Origin of the sequence: Paenibacillus sp. FSL H3-0457 (genome assembly GCF_037981725.1) — a bacterium.
Taxonomy (GTDB): Bacteria; Bacillota; Bacilli; order Paenibacillales; family Paenibacillaceae; genus Paenibacillus; species Paenibacillus amylolyticus.
Window position 1 is genome coordinate 2,100,450 of record NZ_CP150283.1, and the last position, 18,689, is coordinate 2,119,138.

Genomic DNA, 18,689 nt, shown 5'->3' on the forward strand with positions numbered 1-18,689 from the left:
CCTTTACAATAGGAGAAAGACATCAATTATTTAATAGATGCATGTAAAGGAAGAATTTATGTGAATAAAAAGGCGATCAAGGCTTGGATTATGTATGATTGGGCCAACTCGGCTTATGCAACAACTGTGCTGGCCGCAGTACTGCCTGTATTCTATGCTTCGGTCGCTGCAGCAACGCTGGATACGGATACCGCCGCCTCCTACCTGGCCTATACACACTCCATTGGCATGTTGTGCGTAGCTCTGCTAACACCGTTGCTAGGCACGCTAGCTGATTTGTCAGGACGGAAGGGCGACTTCCTGCGTGTATTTGCAATTATAGGCGTCCTTGCTACATTGGGATTCAGCGCAATCGGTGAAGGGGACTGGTTCCTTGCTTCCGCGTTGCTGGTCATATCTACAATCGGTTTTGCGGGTGGTAACACCTTTTACGATGCAATGCTGCCGGATCTGGTACCCGTGGAACGAAGGGGCATGATATCCTCCAAGGGTTATGCCTATGGTTATATTGGAGGAGGCTTGCTGCTTGCAGTGAACCTGCTGATGATTCAGCAACCGGGCTGGTTCGGGATGAGCAGTACACTGGCAGGCACAAGACTTGCTTTCATCTCCGTCTCGTTGTGGTGGTTGCTGTTCTCGATACCGATTTTCCGCCATGCTCCGAGACGGCCTGCATCACCGGATCTGCCCGGAACGTGGACAGGGTACGTTGCGGTGGGCGTGCGCAGACTGCGGCAAACCTTTCGTCAGATGCGGCGTTTTCCCCAGTTAATCCGCATGTTGGTGGCTTTCTGGTTTTTTAATGACGGCATTAATACCATCATTCTAATGGCTACGATCTATGGGACAAGTATAGGCATAGGCACAGCCGACCTGATGCTCGCGCTACTGTTAACCCAGTTCATTGGGTTCCCGTGTACATTGTTACTGGGAGCATGGGCACAGCGTTGGGGAGCAAAGCAGGTATTAATCGTTAGCTTATCGGTCTACATATGTATTGTGATTCTCGGTTATTTCATGACACAAGCGATCCACTTCTACGTACTCGCCGGGTTGGTTGGTGTCGTGCAGGGTGTGAGTCAATCCACAGCGCGTTCCCTGTTTAGCAATCTGATGCCAGCAGGCAGAACAGGAGAGTATTTTGGTTTTGTGAATATTACAGGCAAATTCTCTTCGATCTTTGGTCCATTTGTGTTTGGTTATGTTGGGCAGATCACGGGTTCCACACGTTGGGGTATTCTGTCGCTCATCTTCTTTTTCGTCGCGGGCATTGCTGTATTGTTAACCGTGAAGGTACAGAAGGGGATGCAGGATGCTACACGGGCAGATCAGGAAGAAGAGCGAAATGGGAGCGTTGGAGCTACTGGGAAAAGTTCAGATGTAAGATTTACCTGATGGTTGTTCAACCGTTTTCATATTAAGTTTCTCAACGGATTACGTATGGCTTCAGGCATTGTTCCTCACAGAACATGTCTGGAGCTTATTCGCGTTTGTGCAATCAGAACATAATTGATCCATGAATAAGTGCTTAAATGACAGACAGCAGAATACAGTGAAAGAGTATCAATTTATGAAAAGGTGAAAATAAAAGATTGACATGATACATTTTGTATCATAGAGTAAAACTATAAATACATATTGTATCTGAGAGTTGTCGAATGTAATCATGTGTTTTGCTTCATTCCCGGGTGAACTTCCGACGGAATATTGCAAAATGCTGACCTATAGCGTGCATATTACTCGTTTTGCCAAACACAAAGGTAGAGTCTGGTCTATCCCAGCTACACATTTATACTAATGAACAGAGGAGAGGCTGCCATTGATCGATGCTCAAGGTAACGGACTTGTTTTCTTACTATGTGTTCCCCGCAGTGGTAGTTCCTTATCCACCGTAATGCTGCAAAATCATAGTCGTATATTTGCCACCCAGGAAATGTGGTTTCTGATGAATCTTGTCGATTTACCCAAGGCTGATTCACGTGCTTACGGTGGCAGCTCCATCATGCGCCAGTTCTACAATGCCATGGTATCTGAGGATGTCTTCGAGAAGGCGTGCAGAAGTTTTGCTCTTGAAATCTACAATGGATTCCTGGAGGGGAGCGGAGCAGACTTCGTCGTTGATAAATCTCCGCGTTATTATTACATGCTGGAATGGCTGGATCGTCTGTTCCCACAGTCCAAGCGCATTCATCTCCAGCGTAATCCTCTGGCTGTAGCAGCATCATTCAAAAAGGTAAACCGCCACACAGGAGAAGGATTCGACCTGATTCATAGTCTGCAGAGTCCCAAATTAAATATGAAATCCGTAGATCTCACACTTGGGATGCTCCGCTTGAATGATTATTTTGCCAAACCCCACTCCAATGCGTATGAATTGCAATATGAACGATTGGTTTCCAATCCTCAAGAAGAACTTGAGAAACTATGTGCGTTTCTGGGAATTCGATATGAACAGGGAATGGAGCAGTATGGACAGTTTCTGGACAGTGCCAAGTCTGACATGTTCTACAGTATGGGCGTGGGTGATCCTTTCCTCTCTTCGCATCAAGAGGCACATCAGGGTTCTGTTAACAACTGGAAAAACATATTAGAACGACATGAAGTTGAACTGTATTGCCGTGTGATGGGGGCAGATCTGTTCCACCAGATGGGATACAGTGAACAGCTCGCAGAAGCCGAACAATGGACGGGTGTACATTATGATGCAAGTCCGGATCAAGAGGTCATTGACCGAATCACGCATCAGTTGACAGCAGCGACCGGTTGCCAGTGGCAACCACAATACCGAATGCAACCGGCAGATTCTGTCGTTCATGATCCGGTTGGGAATCGTAATGACCCAGTTGTCGAAGAACCGGAAAAGACAGACCCGACGCTAGCTGCACTGGTAACGATCAGACAGCTGCAAGCCGCATTACGTGCAGCAGATCATCGTCTGGAACGGGGTTACAGTGAGCGAGAACGCTTGAAAGTCCAGCTGGCTTCTGCTCAAAGCAAAATACAGCGTATCAAATCATGGGTACCATTTGGTCATCAGATCAGCGCCTGGGCTTCACAGCGCAAGATTCTACGGGGAGGCAAGTCATGAGCGCCATAGCAGGAATTGTTCACAACGATGGTCAGCAGGCGCTATGGGAAGACAGCTGGCGTCTGTACGCAAGCCTGGGGCATGTCCCTGCGGATACAACAGGAGTGTGGAAAGGCAATGAGGCGTTCCTCAGCTGTCATGCCCAATGGATTACACCGGAATCGGTTAGCGAGAAGTTGCCTTTATATGATGAGGAAAGTGGTCTGACCATCACGGCAGATGCCATTCTGGATAACCGGGAACAACTGGCAGATCAATTACAAATATCCAGAGCTGAACTGGCTATGTTGGCGGATAGTGAATTGATCTTGCGTGCCTATCAGCGCTGGGGAGACGATGTAGCCGTCCGATTGCTGGGGGATTTTGTATTCGCGATATGGGATGAGCGGAATCGAAAACTGTATGCAGCGAGAGACATTACAGGCATGAGGGCTTTTTATTACCGACATGATGGTTCACGTTTTGCTTTCTGCACACTGATGAATCCGTTGCTCGGGCTTGAAGGGGTACATAAAGAACTTGATGAGACCTGGCTGTCCGAATTCCTTGCCATTCCTGACATGCATGATTCAGCAGATATCAATTCAACTGTATATCGGGGAATAAGCCAGCTGCCTTCTGCACATACACTTGTCTTCCGGGATGGGAGACTGGAGCTGAAGCAATATCATCGCTGGAATGAAGTGGAACCTCTAAGGCTTAAATCCGATGGCGAGTATGTAGAAGCGTTTCGGGAGGTCTTTGGGCAGGCGGTTGGATCACGATTGCGAACGCACAGACAGGTGGCTGCTGCATTAAGTGGCGGACTGGACTCGGGAGCCGTGGTTGGTTTTGCTTCCGGAACACTGAGAAGTCAGGGCAAACGGCTGCAGGCCTATAGTTATGTTCCCGTACCCGATTTCACAGATTATACGTCGAAAACGTTGCTCGCAGACGAACGGCCCTTCATACGTTCCACGATTAATCATGTCGGCAATATCACAGAGAACTACCTCGATTTTGAAGGCAGAAGTCCACTCAGTGAAGTAGATACCTGGCTCGACATTATGGAAATGCCCTATAAATACTTTGAAAATTCATTCTGGATTCGCGGATTCTATGAAAAAGCGAGCCAGCAAGATGCAGGCATCCTGCTCACAGGGGCACGTGGTAATTTCACCATCTCCTGGGGACCGGCTCTGGATTATTACGCCAGTCTACTGAAAAGTGGCCGCTGGTACCGCTGGTTCCGTGAGATGCAGCAGTATAGTGAACGAACGGGCATGCCTTTCTCACGTATAGCCAAGATCACCGGGAAAAAGGCATATCCGGATTGGTTCAAGGCTCAGTCCAAAGGAGCCAGCCAGGCCGCATCCGTACAATTGATCCATCCTGACTTTGCGCAGAGAACGGGTGTACTGGAAAGACTCAAATCCATTATTGTTCTGCAGGGCGGTGCCCAGGCTGATGCACTCAAAGTACGTGCCGAGAAATTTAATAACCTGGCCATCGCCAACAAAAACGGTGCTGTAGCTACGAAATGTTCTCTGCGTTACCGCGCTTGGGAACGTGATCCGACAAGTGATGCCAGAGTCATCCGGTTCTGTCTGTCCGTTCCGATTGAACAATATGTGAAACAAGGGACGGATCGTTCATTGATTCGCCGGGCTACTTCACCGGAGTTGCCTGACAAGGTCAGACTGAATCAGCGGGTACGGGGTGTGCAGCCTGCAGATTGGTTACATCGCATCATTCCGAATTGGGATGCTTTTACCGCCGAGTTACGTGCTTTGTGTTCTGACAGCAAGGTCGCTGGCATATTAAACACGGAGCGTATCAAGTCTGCCCTGGCCAATTTCCCGAGTCCAAGACCTGAACTTGCTTCGCATCCAGATCTGCGATTGATGATGCATAGTCTGATCGTCTATCGGTTCATTCGGAAATTCTGATATAGCCCGGTGAACTGTGGGCCCGGACTTTTCTTACATTTGACTCATGATAGGAGGTGAATACGATGCAAAGGGAAAAAAAGGAATGGCAAGAACCAGCACTGGAAATATTGGAAGTCAACCAAACAATGGCGGGCACAGGTTACAAACATATCGACTGGGTTACGGTTCACGATGCGGATCTCTACGGAACTAGTTAGAAAGCTTTACCATATGCCATCATACTTAGAAGTGCGAAAAGGAGGTGAATACGATGCAAATGGAAAAAAAGGAATGGCAAGCACCAGCTCTTGAAGTGTTGGAAGTCAATCAAACAATGGCCGGTACTGGCTACAGACAAATTGACTGGATCACGGTTCACGATGCGGATCTGTACGATCCAACTTCCTAAGTTGTTTAGTTTTATGAAGTGTCATCATACTTAAAGGGCGGAAATGCAACAAATCCAGCTTTTCGCCTCCGCCCTTATATTGAGCAACATGAATATAAGGGCTTTTTTTTACATTTTATTACGTAGGAGGCGTCGTTCATTGTTGCCTGTGCATTATGTGGCGTATGGTCTGCGCTGGTCGAGCCAAATTCGAATGCCTGAACTACAGATCGCACCCAAGGATGCGGAGACTGATTTTGATGTCGTGGATGTGCACATCGAGTCTTCAGATCTGACCCCATTGTGGGAGGATTGGGATGTAGGCAACGACAACTTTGTGGCACGAGAGGGCAGTCTTTTTTTCAAAATCGAAGATACAGGTCTGTTTCTAATGGAGCATGGAAAGCGTATCGTTGTATCCCCTCAGCCAGGAGCGGATGAGAAAAAGGTCAGATTATTCATCCTGGGCACCTGTATGGCGATCATTATGATGCAGCGTGGCATCCTTCCATTGCATGGTAGTGCAGTGGTTATTGATGGCTGGGCTTACGCATTCGTCGGACATTCGGGGGCAGGCAAATCGACACTGTCGGCCGCACTGGCATCACGCGGATATCCGCTTCTCACCGATGATGTTGTTGCACTGACCTGGGATGCTGGAGGAAGAGCTATTGTATCACCTGGTTACCCGCAACAGAAGTTATGGCAGCCCAGTCTGGACGGCTTCGGCATGAAGGAACAGGATTATGCAACGGTTCACGCAGAGATTACAAAATATGCGATACCTGTTCAGCACTATTTTCATGAGATGGCCGTACCACTAGGTGGAATATTCGAACTTGCTCCACAACCAGAGGCAAACCATACAGCTGTTCAACTGGTGGAAGTGACGGGGCTAGAACGACTGCATCTGTTATGCTCGCATACGTTCCGTGGTGGACTCGTTGCAAGACAGGGGCTGGCACAGTGGTTGTTCGAGACGGCTTCAAGACTTTCAGCAAGTGTGGAGATTGGCAGATTGGTCAGAACGGGTGCTGAGTTTACAGCATTTGAGATGGTGGATCGGATCACAGATCATATACGCAAAGGAGTGCATACAGGACAATGACAGCGACTACGCCGATGAATGTGGAAGACCGGGTAACCCGGAAGGAAGGCAATCTGGTCAGTGATATGGGTAGTGAGAAAGTCATGATGAGCATTAGCTCTGGAAAATACTATAATCTCGGGAGTACCGGTGGACGAATCTGGGACCTGATCGCAGAAGAACGCACGCTGGGTGAAGTTGTTGAGGTACTTGCTGCGGAGTATGAGATTGAGCCAGATGTATGTCGTGAGCAGGTGGTGCAATTCATGGAACATCTGTCCCGTGAAGGTTTAATCGACGTTACTCGCGGAGTGTAGAATGATGTTGCGAAAAATAAAGGCTTATCTCTCGCTCCCGCGGTCGATGCGTCGACTGGTATGGGAGGCCTATATCCTCCTTGGCTGGGCACGCATACAGAAGGCTATGCCATTTGCCAAAATCGCGCCAGGGCTGGGTACGCCTATGGTAGAAACACCGATGACAGGACTCGAACGCAGCGAGGTCATCACTATACGGAATATTTCCAAAGCAATTTCGCTCGCCAGCAAATATACGTTATGGGAAAGCCGCTGCCTTGTAATGGCGATTGCCGGGATGAAGATGCTTGAGCGACGCAAGATAGAGAGTACGTTATATATGGGGACTGCACGGAATAAGCAAGGACATATGATGGCTCATGCCTGGCTGCGAAGTGGTAAATTGATCGTGACCGGAGCTGATACTATGGACCAATATACGGTTGTCGGTGTGTTTGGCAAACGGTGTCCGGAGAAGGGATCTGGGGAGATTGTCTATGATACATGAAAGTGAACTCTATTCATCAGGGTTTCCAAAGGAGCTTAAGCTGATTTTGAGCATGATTAGAGGTGATCTGACGGCTCTATCCCCTGAAGAACTCAAGGCGGGTTTGCAAGGTACCGATTGGCAGCTTTTTCTGCGGCTTGTCTATCATCACCGCTTATACTCTGTGCTTTATGTGAAAATGAAAGAATTCAACTCTGCAATCATTCCTGCAGATGTTATGGAGAGTCTGAGACAACAATATACGGTCAATACGTTCCGCATGTTACATCTAACAGCTGAGATGGAGCAGGTGTGTGGAGCTTTTCGTGAACGCGGTATCCGCAATATTACACTAAAGGGACCGGCGCTCGCCCATGATCTCTATGGCGATGTATCGATGCGAACCTCCAAAGACCTGGATATCCTGATTCCGTTTGATGATGTGGAAGCAGCTGAAGGCATTCTGGCTACCCTCGGATACGTATCCAAGGAAGGGGAGCGGGCACCTACGGTGCGCAGCTGGAAATGGCGGGAACATCATATCTGTTACACCCATCCGGTCAAAAGGACTCAAGTGGAGATCCATTGGCGTCTGAACCCGGATTCGGGCAAAGAAACCGATTTTGAATTGCTGTGGAAACGAAGCCGGTTCAGTTCATACACACAGACACCTGTCCGTATGCTTGAACAAGAAGACCTATGGGCTTATCTCGTAACCCATGGTGCACGACACGGCTGGTTCAGACTGCGCTGGTTACTGGATATCGACCAGATGATCCGCAGCATGCCACTTGATGTGAAGAAATTAGAGAGACGTCTGAAAGCGGAGGGTCGTTTACCGATCGGTTCGCAGGCTCTTCACTTAGCCTCGGAGCTGCTGAATACGCCGCTGGATGTAGAGTACAGGTCCTTGATGTCCTTGAGTGACCGTACAGGCAAGCGATTAGCCAACGAAGGCGCAAAGTTCATGAACGACATGCTGGAAAGTCCGGCTGATATGAAGTCTTATCAATCGTATTTGTTTAAACTTCGAAGTACAAAACAGAAATGGTTTTTCTTTATTGAACGTTTATATCCAAGTACATGGGATGTGGATCAACTGCCGCTTCCGCGTTCTTTGTTTTTTCTGTACTTTCCGTTACGTCCGTTTCTCTGGTTCTGGCGGCGAATTAAAAGGTATACGGTGACGGAAAGGGGTAAAGTATGATCTCGGAATTAAGGTATTTCATGCGAAAGTTGCATCATGTCACGGGGCCCATTTTATATTGGAATCTGCTAGGGATGATCTGTATCAGTCTCATGGAAGGGATCGGCATCTACATGCTTGTTCCGATGTTGAGTCTGATTGGCATATTTGAGATGGGCTCCACAGGCTTAAACATTCCCTGGCTTGGCGACGTGTTGAATCGTTTTTCTGAAAATAGCCAATTGTTACTCGTATTGTTCACCTTTGTGTTAATTGTCTCCGGACAGGCCTGGATGCAGCGTCTCCAGACGATCCGTAATACGCGAATCCAACAGCAATTTGTACGAACGCTGCGCATGGAAACCTATGGTGCTATTATTATGGCGCAATGGTCATTTTTTCTCCAAAAACGAAAATCCGATTTTAACCATATATTAACGACTGAACTTGCACGTGTGAGCCAGGGAACGAGCATTATGCTGCAAATGGCAGCCTCTCTGATCTTTACGGGCATTCAGATCGGTCTTGCTTTCTGGTTATCCGCCAAGCTGACGGCACTTGTGCTGGTCTGTGGATTGTTATTATTTTTTGTCTTGAGAAAATTCGTCAAGCGCGCCAAGCAGATCGGGGATCAGACCTCTGAATTCTCGCAAAGTTATTATAACGGCATTACCGAGCATTTCAACGGCATTAAGGATATTAAGAGTAACATGCTTGAGCGCTCCCACATGAACTGGTTTGAGCGCATGTGCAGACAGATAGAACGCAATGTCATTCAGTTTAGCCAATTGAACAGTGGAACACAGCTGATTCACCGGATGTCAGCGGCAATCATTATTGCGGCATTCATCTATCTTTCTCTCCGTGTAATGACGGTGCCTCCCGCAAGCCTGCTACTCATTATCCTAATCTTTTCCCGCTTATGGCCAAGGTTTACGGCAATTCAGTCCAATCTGGAGTACATCAGCTCCATGCTGCCTGCATTTCGGGTAGTCAGAGAATTACAAGCGCAGACGGCGAAGAGTCGTGAGATTAGTGAAGAGATTGCTTCGGCAGGAGACGTTGGAACTGATGGGATTCAACCTATGGAACTGAAGGGATCTATCACCTGTGAGGATGTCTGCTATCGCTATGAGGGAAGTGATGCTTACTCATTGAGAAATGTGCAAGCTTCGATTCCATCAAGGGGTATGACCGCAATTGTGGGGAAATCCGGAGCAGGTAAAAGCACGCTGATAGATCTGATTATGGGCCTTGTGAGGCCTGAAACTGGTCGTATTTTGATTGACGGTGTTCCTCTGTCAGAAGAACGATTATTGAGCTGGCGAAGTTCAATCGGATATGTCTCCCAGGACCCATTCCTGTTTCACACAAGTATTCGTGAGAATCTGCGTCTGGTTGATCCAAATGCAAGTGAAGAACAGATGTGGCAGGCTTTGCAATTTTCCTCCTCTGCGGCATTTGTACGGAAGCTGCCTCAGGGTCTGGATACGATTATTGGTGATCGGGGTATTCGTCTATCCGGGGGTGAACGTCAGCGATTGGTGCTTGCCCGGGCTATGCTGCGTAATCCTTCTGTATTGGTACTGGATGAAGCAACAAGTGCGCTGGACAGTGAGAATGAACAGTACATTCATGAGGCGCTGGAACGGTTAAAAGGACATGTGACCATTATCGTGATTGCACACCGATTGTCCACGATTCGGACGGCAGATCGTGTAATTGTACTTGATGAAGGTCGGGTGATTCAAGAGGGCGGGTACCAGCAGTTATCTACTGATCCGGTAGGGACGTTCAGCAAACTTTTGAACATGCAAGCGGGTGTTGTGGGGCAGTAAAGGGTATGACATAACGTAAAGAGGCGCGCCACGAGGGGCGCGCCTCTTATGTAGGTGGTTCGTATATTGAGCAAGAATTAATGAACGAGGGCTGTTTTCGTAGGAAGCGGCAGTTGAAGAGCACCGATCTGCTCCAAATGCTGTACGATCTCTTGCACGGCTTCCTCAATGGACCACTGCTCTGTATCGATGATAAATGAAGGAGATTTGGGTACATCATAGGGGGCGGAAATGCCTGTGAAATGCGGGATGTCACCATTGCGTGCTTTTTTGTATAGACCCTTTGGATCACGACGCTCACATTCTTGAATTGAACAGCGCACATAGATTTCAATGAAATCATCTGGTTCAAATAACTGTCTAACCATCTCCCGATCCTGTTCATGAGGAGAGATAAAAGCCGAAAGTACAAACAACCCGGCATCTACCATTAACTTCGATACTTCACCAATTCGCCGCAGATTTTCTTGACGATCCCCTGCTGTAAAACCGAGATCACGGTTCAGTCCATGACGTACATTATCCCCGTCCAGAACATAACAGCGTACGCCTTGATCGTAGAGATACTGCTCCAGGGCAAATGCAAGGGATGACTTTCCTGCACCTGATAACCCGGTAAACCATATGGCACGACTATGGTGCCCATTATGCTTCTCCCGGTCTTGCCTGTTGATGCTGGATGATTGCCAGGTTATGTTGCGCTCTTCCTTCGACATGAGTATCCCGCCTTTTCCCTACCATGATATGTATAATATTTTAACATATTTACAAGATTATAGCACCTTACAGATTTCTTCAAAATAAGCGTGAATCGACAAAATATCGGGTATAGATGTAGTACATACATAAGCATTATGCATATATCCAAGGAGTATTTTGAATCAAATGATGCAAAATGCTCACATCGCAGGAGGAACAATGTCATGAATAAAAACATACAAAACATACAAGTTGGGTTCAAATGCCCGGATTGCCAACAGGATATCCGAGCGGAATTTATAGATGAACAGGTCAGCACGGTTCGTTGTAAGGGTTGTGACAGAGCGTATACACTTTTGAAGCCAACCATAGGTGATGAGATTCTACTGGATTGGGAGCAGGAGGCTTTGTATCACAAGCTGAGGGCAGAGCGGTCCGAACTGGATAATCACAATATGTCGGCCTTGATTATCAAAGTTATCGAGTTGCTTACATGGCGTGATCGGGGAGATGGACAGACCCGTGCTATACAGACCGTGAGGGAATGGCTTGCTTCCAGTGGCAAACCTCAGACCTTACTTGAATTGTTCCATCAATCTCCGCCACAACCTGAAAATAAACGTTTCGATCGTTAATGATTTACATACATTAGCCGTTCCTGTGGCATATTACCTGAAGGTGTTCGTGTGTGCAAACGACTAACCGAATTTTTCAGGAACAGGAGCGGATAGAATGAAGCGAATGGTTCTATATATACTGTTGGGACTGTTATCCATCAGTATGGTACCGGCACAGACTGAAGCATCACCGGTTACCGGAGCGTATCACTTTGGCTTCAAAAAAAGTCAAAACGGTCAACTGCCCTCCATTGATCAGGAAGGCTTCAAATCAATCTTACAACATAACGATGCCATTTTCCTGGGGGATACAAAACAGAAGGAATTGTATCTCACGTTTGATAACGGGTATGAGAATGGATTCACACCTGCCATACTGGATGTTTTGCGTACCAAGAAGGTGCCAGCGGCTTTCTTTGTGACAGGTCATTATCTGAAAGATCAGCCTGAGTTGGTCAAACGTATGGCGGCTGAAGGTCATATTGTCGGTAATCATTCATGGAGTCATCCGGACATGACCCGCATCTCCAATGAAAAGCTTAGAGAGGAACTTGAGAGGGTCAAGACGGAGGTCAATCGGCTGACCGGTCAACAAGCGACCTTTTTACGGCCACCGCGTGGAATTTTTAACAATCGTACGCTTGCAGAGAGTCATGCCCAAGGGTATGTGAATGTGTTCTGGTCTGTTGCTTATAAAGATTGGGATACGAATGTGCAGCGTGGCGCACAATATGCTCATCAACAGGTGTTGAAACAACTCCATCCGGGCGCTGTCATTTTGCTTCATTCGGTATCCAAAGATAACACGGAAGCTCTGGGTTCCATTATTGATGAGGCCCGCAAGCAAGGATATGCATTCAAAAGTCTGGATGATCTGCGGACCAAAAGTTATTGATCCATTATCATAATGAGCAATGGACCAAATGTAGGTCATTCAAAAGTTTAGCAAAAATATTAAAGGGCATCCTGAGCGTTTAAGCTCGGAATGCCCTTTTTTGTTTATAACGGTATGCCAGTCCAAGTATTGGATGTACCACATACAGATTTAGAAGAAAGGATTGGGTAATACGATACGATGTAACGTGTAATACTATAAAACAGTATTATAGATGATTCCAATCGTTTTCGGGCCGCAGTGACTGCATACTACACAACCAGCAGTGGTCAGTTCCACGCGGGCACCCGTCTGTTCCTGCAAAGACTTCTGCAAGTCAAGCGCATCCTCTTCAGCCATGGTGTGCACAACAATCAGCAGGTCTGGATCGATCTGATCCTTCTGGCTGAGCGTATTATTCAGCATTTGTTCCAGAGCTTTTTCCCGTTTGCCGCGCACTTTATAGGCAGGTGCCATCTTGCCATCTGTTACCCGGATGACAGGACGAATCTTCAACAGGCTTCCAATCAGATTCTGCATGCCCGAACAGCGTCCACCTTTATGCAGATACTCCAGTGTATCGATGACAAACTCCGTGCGTACATTTGATTTCATCGCCTCAATCAGGTGTGTAATCTGAGTCAGGTTTTGCCCTTTATCAGCAGCATGTACAGCTTTCATCACCATCAGCGCAATTCCTGATGAGAGATTCTGTGAGTCAATGACCGAAATTCGACCTTCCGGGAACTCGGAACTCGCTAGTCGTGCATTTTGATAGGTAGAGGAAAGTTCAGAAGATAAGCTGATATATAAAATCTCATCCCCTTGATCTATGTAAGGTTGAAATGCCGTTATGAAATCAGCGGGGGAAGGTGCAGCCGTTTTGGGAAGACGCCCATCTTGGCTAACACGTTCATATAGCTGTTCAGGCTTAATCTCAGCACCGTCTTTCAGTGATTCTTCACCGAACACGACATATAAGGGGATGATACCGATATCGTGCTGCTGGATCCATTCTGGAGCCAGATCACTTGTGCTGTCCGCAAAAATTTTGATTCGTGACATGTCAATCTCCTTTGAAAACAATGATTTTGGCAAAAAAATATAGATTATACTTATGTGTAAACCCATTCATTTTAATTATAAGGAAACATGACGCTGATGCAAAGCGTTACATCAGCGTCATGCCTACCAAGATAAGTCCAACGAATAACAGAATCATGATCCCATTTAATATGGTTCCGATAATGGCAAAAACTTTCTTTCGATTCTTGAGGACAAGACCAATAATTCCGACGATGCCTCCGGCCAGATTGAGAATCAGGCAGACCAGGATGGCTAATGAAGCCAGAACCACTGCTGGATGCAAGGCGATCTCTTCTGTCTGCAACGGGGTTAGAACTCCGATGGACTCGTTTACAGCCATGGTGGCAATAAAGAATATCAGAATATAACCCAAGATTGCAACCAATCCAATGACAAAGCTGGCGATCCCAGGTCCGGAATGTTTCAGTGGTACCATTGGTTGCCTCTCATGATCTGGCGGGTATGCTTCATACCCATTGTTATTGTATGGATCTACATGGCCAGGATTCTGATCCGTGTTGTTATAACCTGAATTATAGGAATCGCGATTATCCATAATGTTGACTTGCCTCCCTTAATCATCGTACTGAGTGTTATTAACCTAATCGATGAGTAATGATTCTCCTTTTAAAATACAACGATTACATACCTGTTTACTTTTCCATAAATATCGATAAAAATCAAGGATTTACGCTTGTTTCCTACAATTTATAGGGCAGGGATAGGATTGTTAAGTATAAACAGACATATGATCTTTGAAGCTCTGTCCCGACTGGTAAAGGAGGAGTGGATTCGCTACAATAATAGGTGTGAAGTGTAGTTGAATTAAGGGAGAGAACTTATATGCAACGAAGATGGATGATGCTTGGAGCTGTAATGACCATGCTGTCGGTGGCGATTGGTGCGTTTGGTGCTCACATGCTCAAGGATACGATTGGGCCGGCGGCCATAGCTACATATGAGACAGGTGTGCAATATCACATGATTCATGCATTGGCTTTGCTCATTATTGGCTTGACGGCTGGTCAACTTGGAGCATCGACAAAACTGAAGTGGGCAGCGCGTCTGTTGTTTATCGGAATTATCGTGTTCTCGGGCAGTTTGTATGTGCTTAGTATTTCTGGCATCAAGATTCTGGGTGCCATCACACCGATTGGTGGGGTAGCCTTTATTGCCGGATGGTTGTTATTGGCATTAGATGTATGGCAGCGAGGTAAGGATCGCTCCTGATCGGTCCAAATAAATCTCGGAGGGTTCAATCCTACATGAACCATTGAACTAAAAAAGCAACTTGCGTTAGAATGTCCCGTCATTCTAACGCAAGTTGCTTTTTGTTTTAATCTGATGAAGTTAGTTAAAGAAACTCATCGATTTCATTGGTTCGGAACGTATACACCTGTTTTTCATCGACATGGTAGATGCTCACAATACTGGTATCACGATCAAAATTCAGAATACGGCAAGGAATGCTCTGATGTTTACCATTTTTGTTATTGACAACAATACGGGTGAGTTTATTCTCTTTAATGAGCGTGTCAATCCACGCGTCAAACGAGTTTCCATCGGAAACATTGGATGTTTGGGTGGCAGGCTTTTTCTCGCTAACCGATTGTTCTTGTAGATTCTGTGTTTTGACTGGAGCAGGTGAGGCAGGTGTCTGAGCTGCAGTGGACGCCTTCTGTGCTGCGTTGGCTTTTTTGCGTTCGTTGTGAAGTGTGACGAAAGAGTCCTTCTTGGACTGGAGTGTCGCTTCAATAATTTTGCCTAGCTCTATGCCGGATTGAATCCGAAAGTCCGCAATTTGTTCTTCATTGTTTATGAACTCCAACAGGGACTGCAGTGCCAATGCATTTGAGCGGCTCTTAATAAGTATATCGACATTAAATAAAAAGCCGATGTCCTCTTGATTGGATAAGGTTTCTTTCATTCATCCCAGCCCCGTTAAAAATTATGTCAGCTCAAAAAAACGCTTCAATTCACTATATCATTAAAAAGGAAATTATCATAGTGCTAGAGACGCAGAAATATGCCGGAACAATTGGGTGAATATCACAATAAACCTTATTATTCACGACTTTTAGAAGGGGTCCACAAGACAATCCAGAATGAGGGAAACAACATTCGTGACCTGTGGAAGAGGAGGTGGATCGGGAAATTTGTTGACCGATGCAGTCCATTATTGTTGGAGAGCACGGATTGGCATGTGTGGAGCAACTTATCGTATCTCATTTTGGACTAGAGTCTCAAAGCGCTGGTACATGTAAATAATGAACCCGTATGAGACAACATTCATCTCATGCCCACTTTAATTGTTTGCACTCTGACGTTTAACAACTGTCTTCTCGTTATTATGTTACAATAGGCTCATCACACATTAAGGAATGAAGACCATGCATCAAGAGGACAGTGTATTTGAACAGATTATGAAGCAGAAAAGATTGAAGCCTGTCAAGCCTGAAACTACAAAAGTTCAAGTTAAACCAATACATAAAAAGAAACTAGCGCAGGAGCCATTAATTGAATTGGATGTCCAGCTCAAAAAGTTGGTAGCTGAATCAATGGACCGCAGTGTACTTCATAGACGAGTACTGGGGATTAGAAGAGATTTAACGGAGATAAGGCGATTAAAGAATGATGAGCATACGTTATAAGGTAGGCCCAATTCAACTCACCTTGGGTGGGGGCTTTTATTAGTGTTTATTCCCCTGCGTTCTAATCCCTTCTATCGAATCCCATAGACCCACTCCTTTTGGCATGGTATAATCATTCCATAATTTAGGAAACGAGGTCTACGTATGAAGAAGTTGGTTTTATCGTTTTTAGTTTTACTATTGTTTGTCGTTTCAACTACATATGCACCCGCACCAGCAACAGCAGCTACTAAGTATGATTTTAAAAATGTCAATTGGGGAATGACAGTCAATCAGGTTAAAAAGAAAGAGAAGTCGAAATTGTTAGATACAACCAAAATCAAGGATATCTCGCTACTGGAATACAAAACAACGGGATTCAGAGTAAACGCAAAACTAGTATACATATTTTACAAAAACAAATTAGTACGTGCAGTATACGAGATTTATCCTAATGATTCTAGTAAAACCACTATGGATAAGTACTATAAATACTTCAGCATAAAACGTGATCTCTTTGATGAATATGATGGTTCAATTAACTTCAAAGATGGTTTAACTCCAAGTGGGAAACGAGTACTTTATGATAGTGAAGACGTAGAAAAAGATTTAGTCTCGGGTGCTATTGCTCTTGAATCTAATTGGATAATTGACAAGAAAAAAACCAGCATTAGTTTAATGTTGGCTAGGGTTACTGATGCTGTAAGGCTTAGAGTAATATACACGGATAATAATTTAAAGTATGACCTTGATGAACTTATAGACGCTCAAAAATATTAATGATTATTATGAGAGCTGCCTCATTTCTGAGGTGGCTTTTTATATTTCACTGAAAGCTCAGTTCTACTATCTAAGTCTGCGAAAAGACTTACCAACAGTATATTTGAACTGTAAGTACCTACATTTTCTCAAACACGGCTGGTGTCCACACGACAATCCAGAATGAGGCATACAATTATCGTGACCTGTGGAAGAGGAGGTGGATCGGGAAATTATGGTGACGATGGAGCCCATTGTAGTTGGAGAGCATGTATTGGTAGGGGTAGAAGTCAAGCTGCCCAAAACAACGTTGTTGACTATTAACACATCCAAAGGATATATCATGTGCGGAGCACTCGACGTGGGATTACTTAATGAGAAGCTCGGGGATCGTAAAATTATTGCGGCTCGGGCGGTTGGTGTGCGTACACTGGAGCAATTGTTGCATGCACCTATGGAGTCGGTGACAACAGAAGCCGAGGCCATGGGCATTACGGTTGGCATGACGGGTGTAGAGGCTTTGTTGAAAATGATCTAAGCACTAACAAAAGGGCTCCCCATATGGGAAGCCCTTCTTTAGCGTCTTAGCGTTCTAATACAGAGCCTGGCACATCGTAAGTACTAACGCTATACACGACAATCTCTTCTTGAATACTCTTATTAAATTAAGCTTCTTCCTTCGCGAACAAGGCAGCTAGATTTTCTTGGAAAGGTGCGCGAACAACGCCTTTTTCCGTGATAATAGCTGTTACATATTCGTTAGGCGTTACGTCAAATGCTGGGTTGTATACTTTAACACCTTGCGGTGCTGTACGTTTACCAAATCCTTCGGTCACTTCTTCCGCAGCGCGTTCTTCAATCGGAATCAGGTCCCCGGATGGAGTGGACAAGTCGATAGTCGACAATGGGCTGGCTACATAGAACGGAATATTGTGAGCTTTGGCAAGCACAGCCACGCTGTATGTTCCGATTTTGTTTGCTACGTCACCATTGGCAGCAACACGATCTGTTCCGACGATAACGGCTTGAATCCAGCCTTTGGACATGACCATGCCTGCCATGTTATCACAGAGCAACGTAACGTCTATGCCGGCTTGCTGTAGCTCAAAAGCAGTCAGGCGTGCACCCTGAAGTACAGGACGAGTTTCGTCTGCAAATACTTTCAGGTGAATGCCACGTTCCTTTGCGAGATACATTGGAGCAGTTGCCGTACCGTATTTCGCCGTAGCTAGTCCGCCTGCGTTACAGTGAGTGAGCACACCCATACCATCTTCGAATAAAGGCAGTGCATTCTCGCCGATCATGCGGCATACTTCTTCGTCTTCTTTCTGAATCAACAGAGCTTCTACTTCAAGAGCATCATTGCCCTCATCTAGGCTCAGGCCGGATTCAACGACCTCATTTGCTTTTTGCATCATGCGATCCAGTGCCCAGAAAAGGTTCACCGCTGTTGGTCGGGAAGTAGCCAGATGAGCACATATGGATTTCACGTGGTCCAACCAACCTTGAACGGTTGTTCCGTCATATGATTTGGCACCCAATACAACACCAAATGCAGCAGCAATACCAATCGCCGGAGCACCACGTACTTTCATGGAGTGGATGGATTCCCATACTTCCTCGGGTGTATACAATTTCAACATGAGGATCGTTTCGGGCAGCAGACGCTGGTCAAGCATTTCAAGCTTGTCCTTTTTCCAGATGAGAGAGGACAGAGGCTGATATTCAGGGGTTGTCATGGGTG

Annotated in this window: 21 protein-coding genes; 16 read left to right on the forward strand and 5 right to left on the reverse strand. The window is 46.0% G+C overall.

The annotated features are described in order from the left end of the window. Positions 1-60: 60 nt before the first annotated feature. The 10 genes from MHH25_RS09500 to MHH25_RS09545 all read left to right on the forward strand — a co-directional run bounded on the left by MHH25_RS09500 (position 61) and on the right by MHH25_RS09545 (position 10,280). Positions 61-1,395, forward strand: a complete 1,335-nt coding sequence (locus tag MHH25_RS09500) for an MFS transporter (RefSeq protein WP_340019874.1) — start codon at positions 61-63, stop codon at positions 1,393-1,395. Between the two features lie 424 nt (positions 1,396-1,819). Then, positions 1,820-3,088, forward strand: coding sequence for a sulfotransferase (locus MHH25_RS09505; protein WP_340019875.1), 1,269 nt, complete (start codon positions 1,820-1,822; stop codon positions 3,086-3,088). Then, entirely contained in the window at positions 3,085-5,016 is a 1,932-nt protein-coding gene (locus tag MHH25_RS09510; protein ID WP_036609989.1) for an asparagine synthase-related protein, read from the forward strand. The genes MHH25_RS09505 and MHH25_RS09510 overlap by 4 nt, the downstream gene beginning before the upstream one ends. A gap of 65 nt (positions 5,017-5,081) precedes the next feature. Next, positions 5,082-5,216, forward strand: a complete 135-nt coding sequence (locus tag MHH25_RS09515) for a paeninodin family lasso peptide (protein WP_105598020.1) — start codon at positions 5,082-5,084, stop codon at positions 5,214-5,216. 53 nt (positions 5,217-5,269) lie between these two features. After that, positions 5,270-5,407: a paeninodin family lasso peptide gene (locus MHH25_RS09520; protein ID WP_174806426.1), complete on the forward strand. Its 138-nt coding sequence runs from the start codon at positions 5,270-5,272 to the stop codon at positions 5,405-5,407. Positions 5,408-5,546: 139 nt separating this feature from the next. Further along, a complete protein-coding gene (locus MHH25_RS09525) occupies positions 5,547-6,494 on the forward strand; it encodes an aldolase (protein ID WP_340019876.1) in 948 nt (315 codons plus the stop codon). Further along, positions 6,491-6,790, forward strand: coding sequence for a lasso peptide biosynthesis PqqD family chaperone (locus tag MHH25_RS09530; RefSeq protein ID WP_036669864.1), 300 nt, complete (start codon positions 6,491-6,493; stop codon positions 6,788-6,790). The genes MHH25_RS09525 and MHH25_RS09530 overlap by 4 nt, the downstream gene beginning before the upstream one ends. A 1-nt stretch (position 6,791) precedes the next feature. Continuing rightward, positions 6,792-7,277, forward strand: a complete 486-nt coding sequence (locus tag MHH25_RS09535) for a lasso peptide biosynthesis B2 protein (protein WP_101313307.1) — start codon at positions 6,792-6,794, stop codon at positions 7,275-7,277. Positions 7,278-7,329: 52 nt separating this feature from the next. Continuing rightward, complete coding sequence (locus MHH25_RS09540; RefSeq protein WP_340020479.1) at positions 7,330-8,463, forward strand: nucleotidyltransferase family protein; 1,134 nt, start codon at positions 7,330-7,332, stop codon at positions 8,461-8,463. Next, positions 8,463-10,280, forward strand: a complete 1,818-nt coding sequence (locus MHH25_RS09545) for an ABC transporter ATP-binding protein (RefSeq protein ID WP_340020480.1) — start codon at positions 8,463-8,465, stop codon at positions 10,278-10,280. The genes MHH25_RS09540 and MHH25_RS09545 overlap by 1 nt, the downstream gene beginning before the upstream one ends. Before the next feature lie 77 nt (positions 10,281-10,357). Here MHH25_RS09545 and cysC read toward each other — a convergent pair whose 3' ends face one another. Beyond that, on the reverse strand, positions 10,358-10,996 hold the full coding sequence (gene cysC, locus MHH25_RS09550) for an adenylyl-sulfate kinase (protein ID WP_017689556.1): 639 nt from the start codon (positions 10,994-10,996) through the stop codon (positions 10,358-10,360). 207 nt (positions 10,997-11,203) lie between these two features. Here cysC and MHH25_RS09555 point away from each other — a divergent pair, with 207 nt between their 5' ends. After that, a complete protein-coding gene (locus MHH25_RS09555) occupies positions 11,204-11,614 on the forward strand; it encodes a hypothetical protein (protein WP_036609973.1) in 411 nt (136 codons plus the stop codon). Positions 11,615-11,711: 97 nt separating this feature from the next. Beyond that, entirely contained in the window at positions 11,712-12,491 is a 780-nt protein-coding gene (pdaA, locus tag MHH25_RS09560; RefSeq protein WP_340019877.1) for a delta-lactam-biosynthetic de-N-acetylase, read from the forward strand. 195 nt (positions 12,492-12,686) lie between these two features. On the opposite strand, the gene MHH25_RS09565 is transcribed toward pdaA, so the two are convergent. Further along, on the reverse strand, positions 12,687-13,535 hold the full coding sequence (locus MHH25_RS09565; protein WP_036609970.1) for a DegV family protein: 849 nt from the start codon (positions 13,533-13,535) through the stop codon (positions 12,687-12,689). A 106-nt stretch (positions 13,536-13,641) separates the two neighbouring features. Then, positions 13,642-14,112, reverse strand: coding sequence for a hypothetical protein (locus MHH25_RS09570; protein WP_340019878.1), 471 nt, complete (start codon positions 14,110-14,112; stop codon positions 13,642-13,644). 287 nt (positions 14,113-14,399) lie between these two features. Here MHH25_RS09570 and MHH25_RS09575 point away from each other — a divergent pair, with 287 nt between their 5' ends. Beyond that, positions 14,400-14,786: a DUF423 domain-containing protein gene (locus tag MHH25_RS09575; protein WP_017689551.1), complete on the forward strand. Its 387-nt coding sequence runs from the start codon at positions 14,400-14,402 to the stop codon at positions 14,784-14,786. A 124-nt stretch (positions 14,787-14,910) separates the two neighbouring features. Here the strand turns inward: MHH25_RS09575 and MHH25_RS09580 are convergent, their stop codons facing one another. Continuing rightward, complete coding sequence (locus MHH25_RS09580) at positions 14,911-15,483, reverse strand: hypothetical protein (RefSeq protein WP_340019880.1); 573 nt, start codon at positions 15,481-15,483, stop codon at positions 14,911-14,913. A gap of 463 nt (positions 15,484-15,946) precedes the next feature. Here MHH25_RS09580 and MHH25_RS09585 point away from each other — a divergent pair, with 463 nt between their 5' ends. The 3 genes from MHH25_RS09585 to MHH25_RS09595 all read left to right on the forward strand — a co-directional run bounded on the left by MHH25_RS09585 (position 15,947) and on the right by MHH25_RS09595 (position 17,483). Then, the gene (locus MHH25_RS09585; protein ID WP_340019881.1) at positions 15,947-16,207 is read left to right on the forward strand and encodes a hypothetical protein; all 261 of its coding nucleotides are present in this window, start codon (positions 15,947-15,949) and stop codon (positions 16,205-16,207) included. 144 nt (positions 16,208-16,351) lie between these two features. After that, on the forward strand, positions 16,352-16,966 hold the full coding sequence (locus tag MHH25_RS09590) for a hypothetical protein (protein WP_340019882.1): 615 nt from the start codon (positions 16,352-16,354) through the stop codon (positions 16,964-16,966). 214 nt (positions 16,967-17,180) lie between these two features. Beyond that, the gene (locus MHH25_RS09595; RefSeq protein WP_017689545.1) at positions 17,181-17,483 is read left to right on the forward strand and encodes a DUF1805 domain-containing protein; all 303 of its coding nucleotides are present in this window, start codon (positions 17,181-17,183) and stop codon (positions 17,481-17,483) included. 127 nt (positions 17,484-17,610) lie between these two features. Here MHH25_RS09595 and mtnA read toward each other — a convergent pair whose 3' ends face one another. Continuing rightward, positions 17,611-18,684, reverse strand: a complete 1,074-nt coding sequence (gene mtnA / locus MHH25_RS09600; RefSeq protein ID WP_340019883.1) for an S-methyl-5-thioribose-1-phosphate isomerase — start codon at positions 18,682-18,684, stop codon at positions 17,611-17,613. Between the last annotated feature and the right edge of the window lie 5 nt (positions 18,685-18,689).

Coding starts and splice junctions, on each gene's coding strand:
- MHH25_RS09515 (WP_105598020.1), top strand. CDS start 5,082: ATGCAAAGGGAAAAAAAGGAATGGCAAGAACCAGCACTGGAAATATTG.
- MHH25_RS09510 (WP_036609989.1), top strand. CDS start 3,085: ATGAGCGCCATAGCAGGAATTGTTCACAACGATGGTCAGCAGGCGCTA.
- MHH25_RS09555 (WP_036609973.1), top strand. CDS start 11,204: ATGAATAAAAACATACAAAACATACAAGTTGGGTTCAAATGCCCGGAT.
- MHH25_RS09590 (WP_340019882.1), top strand. CDS start 16,352: ATGAAGAAGTTGGTTTTATCGTTTTTAGTTTTACTATTGTTTGTCGTT.
- MHH25_RS09530 (WP_036669864.1), top strand. CDS start 6,491: ATGACAGCGACTACGCCGATGAATGTGGAAGACCGGGTAACCCGGAAG.
- MHH25_RS09580 (WP_340019880.1), bottom strand. CDS start 15,483: ATGAAAGAAACCTTATCCAATCAAGAGGACATCGGCTTTTTATTTAAT.
- MHH25_RS09575 (WP_017689551.1), top strand. CDS start 14,400: ATGCAACGAAGATGGATGATGCTTGGAGCTGTAATGACCATGCTGTCG.
- MHH25_RS09520 (WP_174806426.1), top strand. CDS start 5,270: ATGCAAATGGAAAAAAAGGAATGGCAAGCACCAGCTCTTGAAGTGTTG.
- MHH25_RS09570 (WP_340019878.1), bottom strand. CDS start 14,112: ATGGATAATCGCGATTCCTATAATTCAGGTTATAACAACACGGATCAG.
- mtnA (WP_340019883.1), bottom strand. CDS start 18,684: ATGACAACCCCTGAATATCAGCCTCTGTCCTCTCTCATCTGGAAAAAG.
- cysC (WP_017689556.1), bottom strand. CDS start 10,996: ATGTCGAAGGAAGAGCGCAACATAACCTGGCAATCATCCAGCATCAAC.
- MHH25_RS09585 (WP_340019881.1), top strand. CDS start 15,947: ATGCATCAAGAGGACAGTGTATTTGAACAGATTATGAAGCAGAAAAGA.
- pdaA (WP_340019877.1), top strand. CDS start 11,712: ATGAAGCGAATGGTTCTATATATACTGTTGGGACTGTTATCCATCAGT.
- MHH25_RS09535 (WP_101313307.1), top strand. CDS start 6,792: ATGATGTTGCGAAAAATAAAGGCTTATCTCTCGCTCCCGCGGTCGATG.
- MHH25_RS09595 (WP_017689545.1), top strand. CDS start 17,181: ATGGTGACGATGGAGCCCATTGTAGTTGGAGAGCATGTATTGGTAGGG.
- MHH25_RS09540 (WP_340020479.1), top strand. CDS start 7,330: ATGATTAGAGGTGATCTGACGGCTCTATCCCCTGAAGAACTCAAGGCG.
- MHH25_RS09565 (WP_036609970.1), bottom strand. CDS start 13,535: ATGTCACGAATCAAAATTTTTGCGGACAGCACAAGTGATCTGGCTCCA.